This is a genomic window from Deltaproteobacteria bacterium PRO3 (assembly GCA_030263375.1).
In the GTDB taxonomy this organism is placed as follows: Bacteria; UBA10199; UBA10199; order DSSB01; family DSSB01; genus DSSB01.
Genome location: SZOV01000023.1, coordinates 22,805 through 35,832 on the forward strand (window position 1 = coordinate 22,805; position 13,028 = coordinate 35,832).

General features: G+C 64.9%; 5 protein-coding genes and 1 riboswitch. Of the genes, 2 read left to right on the forward strand and 3 right to left on the reverse strand.

The annotated features are described in order from the left end of the window. The first annotated feature begins 166 nt into the window (after positions 1-166). On the forward strand, positions 167-6,100 hold the full coding sequence (locus FBR05_05625) for an FHA domain-containing protein (protein MDL1871665.1): 5,934 nt from the start codon (positions 167-169) through the stop codon (positions 6,098-6,100). Between the two features lie 13 nt (positions 6,101-6,113). Here the strand turns inward: FBR05_05625 and FBR05_05630 are convergent, their stop codons facing one another. The 3 genes from FBR05_05630 to FBR05_05640 all read right to left on the reverse strand — a co-directional run bounded on the left by FBR05_05630 (position 6,114) and on the right by FBR05_05640 (position 11,743). After that, a complete protein-coding gene (locus FBR05_05630; protein ID MDL1871666.1) occupies positions 6,114-6,437 on the reverse strand; it encodes a hypothetical protein in 324 nt (107 codons plus the stop codon). Positions 6,438-6,547: 110 nt separating this feature from the next. Further along, entirely contained in the window at positions 6,548-8,449 is a 1,902-nt protein-coding gene (locus tag FBR05_05635; GenBank protein MDL1871667.1) for a tetratricopeptide repeat protein, read from the reverse strand. Between the two features lie 189 nt (positions 8,450-8,638). Beyond that, positions 8,639-11,743, reverse strand: coding sequence for a hypothetical protein (locus FBR05_05640; GenBank protein ID MDL1871668.1), 3,105 nt, complete (start codon positions 11,741-11,743; stop codon positions 8,639-8,641). A gap of 299 nt (positions 11,744-12,042) precedes the next feature. Further along, positions 12,043-12,149: riboswitch (SAM riboswitch) on the forward strand. Positions 12,150-12,192: 43 nt separating this feature from the next. Here FBR05_05640 and cysK point away from each other — a divergent pair. Beyond that, a partial coding sequence (gene cysK, locus FBR05_05645; GenBank protein MDL1871669.1) for a cysteine synthase A occupies positions 12,193-13,028 on the forward strand: 836 nt, incomplete at its 3' end.

Here is a 13,028-nt window from a genome sequence, read left to right on the forward strand (position 1 = left end):
CGCGACAATGAGGCAACCAGCCCTTTGGGGCGGGGCGCTTCGCACAGATACCGGGTGGTCGGCTTTCGTAAGGTTCCGGTATCTCTCAAGAACTCCGCCGGGGGGCGGGGTTTAAGGCATGACCAAGCACGGGGGCACGTTCAAATTATCCGGGGAAACCCGCGATTTGTTGAGGAAAAACAAGGATTTCTTCGAGCAGATCTCCGCCTTGCACGCGGAGGGTCCGGAGCAGATTCCCCTCAACATCCAGGGTAAAGATCCCGAGGCTCGCACCGAGGCCAAGATCCAGGCCAACGGCGACGTCGAGGTCACCTTCGTCTATCCCCTGGACGACAACTCCGAGGCCGGGGACGGCCGCATCTACCTCCGCGACACCTTTCTCTTCGATTCCGCCGAGCAGCGGCTGAAATCCTTCCAGCGCAGCGCCGAGTACAACGGCAAGGGCCAAGGCCAATGGCAGGCCTGGCTCGAAAAATACAAGGCCGCCCTCGCCGCCGCCCCGCTCAAGGCGGAGGACGAGAAGGTCCAAAAATTCGCCCAAGCCGTGGGCCGCAGCTTCGGCCGTCCGGTCACCGACGAGGACGGCGCGACCCTCCCCGAGATCCGCGAGGTCCTGGCGAAGGACCCCAGCTACATCAAGGCCGCCAACGCGCTTTACCAAAACCTGCGCGAGCAAAATCCCCAGCTCCCCGAGTTCGTCCTCAAGGTCAAGGACAAGCGGAATTTCATCACGATCCTGCCTGGCGAGGAAAATTTCGAGGTCGTCTTCAACTTCGCCTTCGACTCCGACGCCGATCCGGCGAACGGCCGCATCCTGTTCAAGGAACGTTTTCTTCTCGATCCCAAGACCCTGGCCTTCAAGGAAGTGAAGCGCAGCTGGGAGCTCGCCCCCGAGGCGGGCGAAAACGCCGAGCTCGCCGCCGCGGTCGAGTCCCTCAAGCAGGCGGCGCCTCCGACCTCGGAGGAGGCCGGAAAATTCATCCAGGGCATGCTGCCGGTGCTGCTCAGCGGCGCCGACCGCGACGCCGCCAACGGCCTACCCAAGCTGATTGCGCCGATGAGCCTGCCGAAGGATTACCGCTCGCCGCTCGCCAAGCGCCTGGCCGACGAGACGCAAGGCCTGTCCGCGACGCCGGCCGGCGTCGTGGAGGCCCTCGAGGCGATGGCGGCCGTTTCGCATTCGTCCCTAAGCCGGCGCCACGACGCGAGTCTGGGTTGGTGGGACCGCAGGGTTCGGGGCAAGGCCCCCGTCGACGCGGCACGGGAAGAAGGCGCGATTCAGAGTTTGTTCCAAAAGGCGGCCGAGCACCTCAAGGCGACGCCGAGCCGCTCGGCCCTGGAGGTCTTGCAGACCCTGAAGCTGGAGGGAACCGAGGCCGCCCTGCGCGATCGCCTCGTGGCGGACCCGCGCATCGCCAAGCTGGACGCGATCGGCCGGGAAGGCGACGAGGCTCTGCGCGCCCGAGAGTTTTTGGCCTTCGCCCGTGCGGACCTATCCGATCAATTCGAATACGCCGGCGCCGCGGTGGCGATCGCCCAACGCCTGCGCGGCGTCGAGGGCGTCAAGGCGGGCGCCGAGCAGATCTTGGCCGTCGCCGAGGGCAAGGGGCCGCTCGGCGCTAAGATGGAAATTTTGACGCCGCGCTTCGTCAAGCATGTGGCCGACTGGAAGATGCTGGTCGCGATGGGCGCGGCCCCGATCGCTGGGACGCTCTTCGAGGCGGGCAGCCTTCGCTTGATGGCCACGGCTGGAAAGCTGCGTTCCGTCGGCAAGGCCGGGCGTTTCGCGGCGAGCGTCGGCGGCCTGGGCTTCGAGGCCGGGGCCTTCACGGCCGTCCACCGCGGCCTCGAGTCGGCGGTGCACGACCCCGCCAAGGCCTGGGCCCACGCGCCCCAAGAAATACTCGGCGCCGCGCTGCTCTTCGGGGCGATGCGCTTCGGTCACGGGATCAGCGGGCGCATCACGCGCCAGATGGCGGACGGCAAGTGGGGCACCCTGTTCGGCGGCAAGACCGCGGGAGAGGGGATGGGCTTCGTCACCAGCCCGACGGGCCGCATTTTGGAAGACCAGTTGATGACGGGCTCTCTCACCCCATGGGGGACCCGGCTCTCGAGCCTCGTCAATCACGGCAGCGGCGTCACCGCGATGTACGCGGCCGGCGCGATGGGCCGCAAGCTGGGCATCCATCCCGACGACAAGCGCAACCTGGGCGAGCACTGGTTCGAGGCGGCCCTGATGTACACGCAGGCCGCGGCCGGATTCAGCCTGGCCAACAAGCTGACCGGCGGCCGGCTGCAGGCCACCCTGGCCGAGCTGAAGGTGCGCACCGCCAATCTGGCGCAAGGCAACGCCGAGGCCCCGGCCGCGGAGAAGCCCAAGCGCGACAAGCCGATCACGCTCAAGCCCAAGGGCAGCGGCGTGCAGCGCTTCGAGCTTAAGTTCCCGGGCGGCAGCTGGGCCGTCGATGTCAAGACCCTGAACCGCGTCTGGATCGGCCGCACCCCCTCGGCGCCCGAGGGAGTTTCCTATCCCGACGCCGGCCTGGCATTGGTCAACGTTGGCGAGAAGTTTTCGGACATCAACCAGTACCACACCATGCTGCTGAGGGACGAGTCCGGCATTTTCTGGTTCGTTGCCGACACCGGCAGCGTTTACGGCACTTACGTCAACGGCAAGAGGCTGGAGGCCGGAGAGTTCGTCTTGGCCAAGCCGAATGCCCTGATCGAATTGGGGGACCATTTCAAGTTCCGCCTGGAGGCCGATGGCAATCTCTTGGAGCCCGCTCCGGGCGTTACCACCATCGTCCGCCCCCCCGTTCCGGCTTCGCAGCGGCCCGTCGAGGCCCCCAAACCAGCCGACGTCTTTCCGATGGATGTCCTCTTCCCCGACGCGGTCGTGAAGGCGGAGAGCAACGCCGAGGTGGGAGTTCTGAAATCGTCCCGCGGTCAGAACCTTCTGCTGCGCAGCGGGAAGTCCATCTACAACTTCAAAGCGAAGGATGAGCCCCTCGTGCGGCTCTACGTCGATGCCAAGGGACGTTGGGTCCTGCAAAAACTGGATCCCACGGCGCGGGTCGAGGTGGCCCGGCCGGGAACCGCGGGCGAGAAGCGCTGGGTGCTCGAGCGTCTGACCAAGGACTCGGAGGGCTCCCAGCCCGGCCGCGGTCGTCAGGATTGGGTCTTCCTCCGCAACGGCGATCAGCTTTACCTGCGCGATCAAATCTTCGATTTCATCCTCCACTCGAAGCCGAAGGTCGAGCCGGCGCCGCCCCCCGGCCCGCGCAAGCTGCCGAGACCGCGACCGGGCGGCATCGAGGTGCCGATCCACAAGGCGGGGCAGGCCCTGGACCCGAACACGCCCGCCGATGAAATGCCCACCGGCATCATGCGTCGCAAGGAAGTCATGCCGCCCTTCCCGCAGCAGGGGGCCCGCGAGGCGCCGCCGGCCCGCGACCCGATGTCCACCTCCGCCGCCACCGAGGCCGAATACGACTCGGAGGGCGACCGCCCCACCGTCGAGGTGGCCCAGGCGAGGGTCCGACGGGTCGGAGAGCCGGATTTCGATTCCGAACCCACTCGGCCTGGGATTCCCATGCCTATCGACATGCCCGACCAATTCCCCGGAATGCTCTTGGGCAAGATCCCCGCCAACGAGCCGCCCTTCCTCCTGATCGCGGGTGCGCGCGGCTTCAACGCCGACCTGAAGCATACCCGCTACGTCCTGGGCAGCGATCCCAAGACCGGAGAAAAAAGCCAGGTCGGCGTGCAGGTGGAAGGACATCGCATCGATCCCAGCCACGCGGAAATCTACCTGGGCAGGAAGAGCGGCGAGGAGGATTACCAATGGTTCCTCTCGCCGCATCCCGACAGCGAGTCGGGCGTCTTCATCGACGGCTACCGCCAGCTCAGGCCGGACGAGCGCGTGCCCTTGACACCGGGACGGGTCTTTTCGCTGGGCCACATGACGGGAGAGAACGGCGGGATCCAATTCACCTTCGACATCCCTTGGCTGAAGCGCCCCGGGTCCTTCTCCGAAGGCGTCAAGCCGGCCTCGGTCTTTCCGAAAGAGCTTCTCTCCCACTTGGACCCGGACATGCCCCCGATGGGCCTGCGCAGCAACTTCGGCAGCTACGTCCTGCGCGGCAACCGCGAGACCACCCGCTACATCCTGGGGAGCGGATCTTCGAAACCCGCCAACGCGACCACCGCCTTCCATCAGGTTTCCGGAGAAAAGATCGACGCCGAGCACGCGGAGATCTTCATCGACGCCGAGGGGCAGTGGTACCTGAGGGCGCTCAGCGAGACGCATCCCACCTATTTCAAGGGCAAGCGAATCGAGCCGGGCACGGTGCACCTGCTGCGAAGCGGCGACCCCATCGAGCTGGGCGGCGACTCCAAGGACGGGGTGGGGCTGGCGGTGCTCTTCTACAAGCCTGACTATACCAAGCCCGAGCGGGATTCCGCCAAGCCGGGGAGCACCGAGGACGCCGACGCGGAATACGAGCCGGTCAGCGCGAGCGACTTGATGAGTCCCGCCGGCCTGCCGTCGGATCCGGTCCATGAATTGAGGCAGGACGACATCAAGACGGTGGTGCCGCCGAAGCGGCCGCCGCCTCCGAGGCCGCCGCAGCGCGTCCGCCCCGCCATGCCTCCGCCGCTCCCGGATGCGCCCGTTCCCGAGGTGCCGCCGATGACGCCGCCGCCCCTGCCCGGAACGCCTCCCGTGGAAGGGAAGGGCGATGTGGAGTTAAAAACCGGCGTCTTCCCCGTGCGCCCGGACCTGCTCGCGCGCAGCGCCCTGGGCGACGTCGAGGATCCACCTCCAACGGTGCAGCGTCCCGAGTCGCCGCGAGCCTCACGTCCGCCTTCCGTCCCGCCGGCGGCGCCCGCTGATCCCAAACCTGAGTCCAAGCCGCCCGCCGATCCTCCCGCCGCGGACGACAATCCCATGGCTGGATGGGGAGAGGAATTCGTCCGCGAGGGGATCGTCGATGCCCCCAGCGGCCACGAGGCCCCGCCGGCTTCGCCCAAGGCGAGCTCCGCCGGCGGCGCCGAGGGAGACGGCATCCAAACGATCAACGCCTGGGAGAACCCGCCGCGCGTCGTGCCCGTGGCGCCGAAGGCCGCCGAGGCCTATCCGGGAGCCAATTTCACCGAGACCGCCTCGACGGAGTTTTTGCAGGCCCTGCATCCCGCGCTTCGGTCCTCCTCAATCCTTCATTGGGTGGAGCCCTTGTTGAAAAACGACCGCAGCGAATTGCGCGCGGTTCTGGAGCCGGTCCGCGCCTTTCCTCAACTCGTCGCCTCGCCCTCGAAACGCTTGGTCGGAAGCACGAAGTCGGCCACCGAGTTGTTCGACTTCTTCCAGGGGCTTGTGGAGGGAAGCGGCGAGTCGAGCTACTCCAAGGACGTCGTCGACCGTGCCTTCGAACTGTTGGAGGTCTTTCGTCCCCAGATGAGACAGGGCTTTCGCTTGGAGAGCGACGGCATCAACTTAAGCTTCTCCGCCTTCGAGGCGGGCAAGGACGCCGGGCCCAATACCGTGCTCTCGCTCGCGGTGAAACCGGGTTCCGAGGCCCAGACTCTCGAGGCGGTGATGCAGCACTTCCTGACCCTGGACATCCCCGTCGAGGTGGTGACGCCCTTGAACACCGCCGGAATGAAGACCCCCTATGTCGGCGTGTTCTTCCGCGCGGACCAGGCGGCGAAGGTCTTCCAGGCGGCCGAGGCCTTGAGCGAGAGCCATGCGGGGATTCTCGATTTCCACCTGATGCCCTTTTCCCATCCGGCGCTCAATTCGCGCGGGGAGAAGCTTCAGGGCATGGGCGTGATGGAACACGTCGCGGACGGAGGAAAAGCGAACCTTCAGGAGGTCCGGGTCTACGCCATCGCGCGCGCCTACAATGCCGCCAACCGCTATACGAAAAATTTGAGCGGAGAATTCGTCCCCGATCCCCAATATTACTTGAAGCAAGCCCTGCTCTCCCTCGAGCACGAGGGCTTCGACCTCAACCAGCCCGGTTTCCGGCAGGGGAGCGTGGAGACCACGCACTTCGAGGCCGCCCGCCGCTCGGTCAGCAATATCTTCTTTCGGCCCTAGCCCTGAAGGGGACCTAATATCCCGAACCCACCGAGATGCTGAAGCCCGGCGTGTTGTAGTACACGTTCACGCCGCTGCCGTAATACCCCGGATAATAGTAGGGCGCGTAATAGCCGAAGGGCCCGAAGACAGGCGCGGCGTAGAAGTAGGGCCTGGGGTAGTAAGCGTAAGGATAGTAGTAGGGACGGTAGTAAGGGCGCGGGTAGTAGGCGCGGGGGTAGTAGCCACGCGAGTAATAACCCCCGCCGGGCCGAACTACGTAGGTGCGGGCCTCCGCCCAAGCGCCCAGGCTCAGGCTGAGGGCGGTCACCAGTGCGATGAAAACAGACTTTTTCATGAACATACCCCCTGGGCATGGACGGGAGCGCCACTTAATCATAAGGGCCGGGGCCCCTGAATTCAAGACGGCGGCGGGCTTTGCGAGGTTAAGCCTTTCCTGCCGTCGGTTTAGGGAGAGCTAAGTCCGTAGAGCAGGCCGTAGAGGTAATGCGAGCGCAGCACCTTGCGGACGTAGTCCTGCGTCTCGCCGTAGGGGATCTCCTCGACGAACTCGTCCCAGTCGAGGCCGGCGCGCGATTTGGCCCAGCGTTCGACCGCGTTGGGTCCGGCGTTGTAGCTGGCGATGGTGTGGATCAGGTTGCCGCCGAAGCGCTGGAGGTTCATCGTTAGGTATTGGACCCCGTACTCGATGTTGACGACGGGGCGGTAGAGGTCTTCCGGCGTGAAGCCGCTGCGGCCCAGGGCCCGGGCGATCTCGTAGCCGGTGGGCGGGATGATCTGCATCAGGCCGATGGCCTGGGCCGAGCTGACCACGGAGGGACGGAAGTGGCTCTCCTCGCGCATGATGGCCCAGGCGAGCTGCATGGGCAGGCCTCGGGTCTGGCTGAACAGCGAGACCAACGTCGCGTAGGCCGGGGGGTACTTCGTGTTCCAGCGCGCGTCGCCCTCGTCGCTGGCCTCGACCCCGTTGCCGCCGTTGTCCGCGGCGAAGCGGATCCTCGCGAATTCTTCCCCGACGCCCTCGCGGTTGCCGACGAAGTCCAGCTCGGCCAGAAAATCCTCCCAGAGTCCGACCAAGAGCAGCTCGCGCAGCCGCTGCACGGCGCCGCGGCCCTCCTGGTTTTCGATCCCGGCCAGTGAAAAGGGGACGGGGACCTTCAATCGGGGGAGGTCGGAGACTGCGCCGTGGCGCGGCGCCGCCTCGGGGGCCCAGGCCTTCTCGAGGCGTTTTTGGCTTAAGAAACCGTAATAAGTGAGACCGTCCTCCCGCGCGATCGCCTCGTAGGCGGCCTTGGCCTCGCCCTGGCGCCCCTGCCTTTCGAGGGCCCGGGCCCGCCAGTAGGCCGCGCGCTTGGCGGTCTTGGCCTTGCCGGCGTTTTCCCGCAGGCCGCCGAAGAGCTCGTAGGCGACGTCGTATTTGCCCAGACGGTAGTGATTCCAGGCGAGGAACCACTCGATCGCGTCCCGTTTCGGGTGATTGGGGTAGCGCTCCAACAGCTCGCCGAAGGCCGCGTTGGCCTCCTCCAGCTTGCCCTGGTCCATCTTCAAAAAGGCGATCTTGTAGCGGATGTCCGCGAGGTTGGCGCCGGGCTCGGCCTCCAGCTCGCGGTAGACCGCGATGGCGGCGTCGAATTGGTCGCTGCGCGCGTAGGCCTTGGCCAAGTCGCCGCGGTCCTTGGGGTCGCCCAGCTCGGCCAGCAGGCGCGCGGCCTCCGGGTAGCGCCGGGCCTTGAAGTAGGCCTCGGCCTTGTCGCCAAGGTCGAGGAGGCATTGGGCGCGGTCGAAGCGCAGCCGGTAGGTCCGGGCGGCGGAGGTCTCGTGCTGGATGAGGGCGTTGAGCCGGTCGATCGCGGTGCCGCGGTCGCCGGCCTTGCAGTAGGCGAGGCTGAGCTCGCGGGCGACGCCCTGGGAGAGGCGCGGCGGCAGGACGCGGGCGGAGAGCTCGGAGAAAAGGCGGATCGATTCTTGGGTCTTGCCGGACTCGCGCAGCGCGACGGCGAGGTAGTAGTCGACGTAGTCGCGAAGCACGGCGTAATCCTTGCGGACTTCCTCGAAGAGGTCGATGGCCTTGGTATAATTTTTCGCCTTGAGATTCAGGTAGGCCGCCATGAACTTCAGCCGCAGCTGCCAGGGGCCCTTCGCCTTCTTGTCCGAGAGGCCCTCGAGGAACTGCAAGGCCTGCGAGAATTTCCCGCCCAGGACGAGCTGGGAGAGAGTGCGGGTGGAGGTCTCGGCGTGCTTTTTTTCTTTGGGTTTGGCGGAGAGGGATGCGGTTTCGATGGAGACGAAAATGAGTGCTAAAACGGCGGCGCCGAGGCGAAGGACGGGTTGAAGTCGAGGAAATCGCACGGCCCAGAAATACCGAAATTTTTCCACGAAACAAAACTAAATATTCCGTTTTTTGTTGGGGCGAACCTTGTGTTCGCCCCCGGGCAAGGAATCGTGCATTAGGCGCAATTTCGTATACGCGTCAGCCGTCGCGTAGGAGGGCGAACACAAGGTTCGCCCCTACGGATACGGAGAGAAGTCCTGAAACCGCTAGAATGACGTGCCCAGCGACAAGATCAAGGTTCCGTTGGTGATTGATGCGTTGGTGATCGGGTCTTTCAGGCCTTGGATAAACTGCCGGCCCGAGACGATGATGCCGTAGCCGAGCCGCGCGGTGATCGGGAGGCCGTAGCCGATGACGAAGTCCCCGCGCAACTCGGCGCCCACGCCGAGCAGGAAGTTGTCGAAGTCGATGTCGCCGTTGAAGACCGAGCCGTAGTCCGCGAAGAACACCATGTACAGCTTGTTCAAGTGGATCGGCGTCGTGCCCAGGCCGCGTTGCGGGTAGACGAGCGGCAGGCGGTATTCGCCGCTCATCAGCAGGGCCCGCTCGCCCGCGAAGGTGATCTGGGGGAGGCCGCGCAAGGTAAAGAGGCGGGGCGTGACCGCCGACAGAGTGCCCTCGCCCAAGGCGCTGCCGAGACGGAAGGTACCCTGCAGGAGCCGGTCGCCGAAGGCGATGCCGCCCGCGAGGCGGAAGGCCAAGACGTGACCGTCCAACGGCAGGGGGACGTACTCGCGCAGGTCGCCCTGGATGATCAGCTGCTCGTTATTGGGCGAGGAGCCCAGGGCCTGGTCGGTGCCTTCGACGTTGATCTGCAGGCGCGGGCCGCCCTCCAGGCTGATGCTGGCCGGGTAGTAGGCGGCGCGGTTCCAGGTATAGCGCATCCCGAAGCCGGAGAAATTCCCCAAGGTCGGCGGCAGGATGGCCCCCGGCGGGATCGCGGATTCGGCGGAGCGGTTCTCGAAGAAATAATAGCCGGCGAGCAGGTGTTCCCCGGTGCCGATGCTGGCGCCGACGAAGCCGCGGCGCCGTTCTTCGAAGAAGCTTTGGTTGATGCCGAAGACGTCGCCGTAGTCGACGACGAAATCGTAGAAACCGGCGAAGATGGTCGGCTTGAGGCGATTGTAGGAATAGTTGAACTGGCCGCCCAAGAAGTTGGCGTCGGTGCGGTAGTTGATGCCGCCCGTCCAGCGGTGCCAGCCCAGCGGATCCGAGCTGCCGATGTCCGCGGTGATCGTCACACTGTCGCCGAACAGGATGTTGGGCTGGATGTAGCGCGGGATGAACAACTTCTTGAAGGGGTTGTATTTTTTAGGCTGGAGGTTCTCCAACTCGGCCGAGACCGATTCGGGCAGCTCCGGTCCGGGCGTCGCCGCCGGGGCCGCTGCGGTCGCGCCGGTCGCCGCGTCGGGCGCGGTGACGGCCGTCGCGGAGGCCTCGGGGGCGGCCGTTTTTGCCGCCCGCTCGCGCCGGGCGAGGGGATCCCCGATCGCGAGGTCGCCCTGCGCGGGCGCGGTCAGCGCCGCGGTCTCGACGGCGGCGGCCTTGGGCGCGCGGGCGCGGCGGCCCTTCTTGCCCTTCTTGGCCGGGGCCTTGGCCACCGCGATGGGCTGCGGCTGGTAATCCATCGCCTTCAGGTCGTAGCCGCGGCCGTAATAGTTTTGCACGACCAGCTTGCCGCCCGCGAATTGCGGCTGGAAGACGCCGGTCAGGACGTTCGTGACCTGCTCGCTCTGCCCGGAGGCGAGGTTGTAGCGCCAGACGTTGGTGATGCCGGTGCGGTCGCTGGTGAAGAAGAGGTCGGCGCCGTCCTTGGCGAAGATCGGGTTCAAGTCGATGGCGGTGTCCTGGGTCACCTGCTTCACGATCTTGCCCTCGAGGTCGTAGAGGTAGATGTCGCGGTTGCCGTTTCTCCAGGCGCTGACCGCGATGGTCTTCCCGTCGGGCGAGAATCGCGGATTGCTGTACTGCACCCAGGGCTCGGAGGCGCCCAGGAGCTTAATTTTTTTCGTCTCGAAATCGTAGAGGGCGAGGCGGGTAGTGTTGACCTTGTTTTGGACGAAGACCAGGGTTTTGCCGTCCGGCGAATAATCGGGGTGGAAGGCGCGCTGGCCGGTCGTCAGCTGGCGGCTCTTTTTGGTCTGGAGGTCCAGCTCGAAGAGCTCGAAGTACTTGTAGTAGTGCTTGTAGGTGCCCATCGAGCTGTAGACGACCTTCTTTCCGTCCGGGGAGAAGCTGTACTGGGCCCCGATGCGGCCCTTGGAGATCAGCTCGTCGCCGCTGCCGTCGACGCGGATGCGCCGGATCTCGGGCTTGTTGTGGACGTCGGTCTGGCTGTAAATGATGATCTGTCCGTCCGGGCTCAGCGTGGGGTTGCTCAGGCTGCCCTTGTAATGCCGGACCTCGCTCAGCGAGCTTAAGCCCTTCGCCTCGACCTCCTGGCGCTGCTTGGCGTATTTCTCCTTGAGGCTCGCCTTCCATTCGTCGTGCAGCTTGAAGAAGTTTTTTCCACCGAAGGTCTTGCGCGCCTTGTTGTTCAGCGAGAAGAGCCACATCGAGTTGCTGTAGCGCTTGGAGAACTCGACCACGGTGTCCTGGCCGTAGGTATCGGCCAGGTAGGCCCAGAACTTGCCGCCGTAGATGTAGGCCGCGTTGGAGGAGGGCCAGTCGAACTGCAGGCCCGCCATCTGGTCGAGGGCGAGAAACTGGTCGTTCATCAGGTCGGTGCGCAGCATCATGTCGGAGAAGCTGTTGTTCACGCGGCCCTTGCCGGTCAGGGACTCCTGCTGGGTCGCGATGCCTTCCCGCACCCAGCCCGGGGTCAGCCCGTTGGGCGTCACGATGCGGCCCAGGACCCAGCGGAAGGGCTTGACCAGGCCGCCGTACATGTCGAGGTGCAGGGTGTGGGTGAACTCGTGGAGAAAGAGGTCGTAGAGCCAATCCTCGTAGTAGTTGAGGGTCGAGTCGCCCTGCGGGGCCGGGACGAAGAGCAGGATGTAATTGTAGGGCAGGGTGCTCGTGAAGGCGTTGCTGATGTCGGTGGTGTCGGTGAGGACGACCTCGACGCGGCCCCAGGGCTTCCATTTAAACTTGGGGGTTTGCTCGGCGTAGACCTTTTCGGCGATGACGGTCATACGCCGGGCCACTTCTTCCTCCCCTTCATGGTAATGGATGTTGAAGTGGGGGGTGCTGAGCGTGTACCACTTCAGCTTGGGGTCGAAGTAACCCGCATGGGCCCCGGCGAGGGGCGCCAACCATATAATGAGGGAGAAAAGGGCTAGAACCAGGCGGAAGGAGCTTGAATTTCGCACGAATTTACCCGTTTTTGAGGTTTTTCGGAAAGAGGCTTCAATAGGTCTAATTCTGTTAACAAACCACCGGTAGTAGGGCCAAACCGCCGCAGGCGGGTTGGCGGGCCCCGAAAATCCGAAGGATTTTTGGGCGGTCGATGGAGGCCGGATTTACTCCGGCCGGAATATGTTGGTTTGTTAACAGATGCTAAGATACGGATTTTACGGCCTTTCGCAAGGATTTTGTATTGACAGCCCCGGGGCGCCAAGATAATCCCCAGGGACTGACAATTGAATCCTTGCCCCGCGGCGACGCGGGGCGCTTATCCAGAGTGGGGGAGGGAACCGGCCCTGCGATCCCACAGCAACCCGTTAAGGCGGGTGCTACTTCCGTCCCTTGAGGTAGGATCAAGGGAAGAGATAAGAGCGTTTCAGAAACCTCTTCGGATACCGGAAGAGGTTTTTTTTTTATGCAAACCATCCTGGAGACAATCGGCAACACTCCCCTGATTCAGCTGGGCGCCTCCGTGCCCGCGGGCCATGCCGAACTCTATGCCAAACTCGAGGGTTTCAACCCCGGCGGCTCGATCAAGGACCGGATCTGCCTCAACATGATCGAATCCGCCGAGCGCAGCGGCCGCCTCAAGCCCGGCACGGTGGTGATCGAGCCCACCAGCGGCAACACCGGCATCGGACTCGCTCTAGTCTGCAGCGTCAAAAAGTACCGGCTGATCCTCGTGATGCCCGAAAATTACAGCGTCGAGCGCCGCTACCTGATGCGCGAGATGGGGGCCGAAATCGTCCTGACCAAGGCCGAGGACGAGATGCCCGGCGCCATCGCCAAGGTTGAAGAACTCTCCCGCGCCAATCCCGGTTGCTTCCTGCCGCGGCAGTTCAGCAACCCGGACAACCCCGAGGCCCACCGCAGGACCACGGCCCCGGAAATCCTGCGCGACATCCCCGCCGAGCGCATCGACGCCTTCGTCGTCGGCGTCGGCACCGGCGGCACCCTGACCGGCGTCGGCTCGGTCCTGAAGGCCAAGAATCCGAGCTGCCTCGTCGTCGCCGTCGAGCCCGAACAGGCGGCGGTGCTTTCCGGAAAAAAGCCCCGGGTGCACCAGATCCAGGGCATCGGGCCCGGCTTCGTCCCGGACATCCTCGACCGCTCGCTCATCGACCGCGTCGAGACCGTCCGCGACGCGGAGGCCTACGAGGCCAGCAAATACCTGGCCCGCCGCGAGGGCCTCTTGATGGGGATCTCCTCGGGGGCCGCCTATGTGGCCGCCCTGCGTCTGACCAAGGAGCT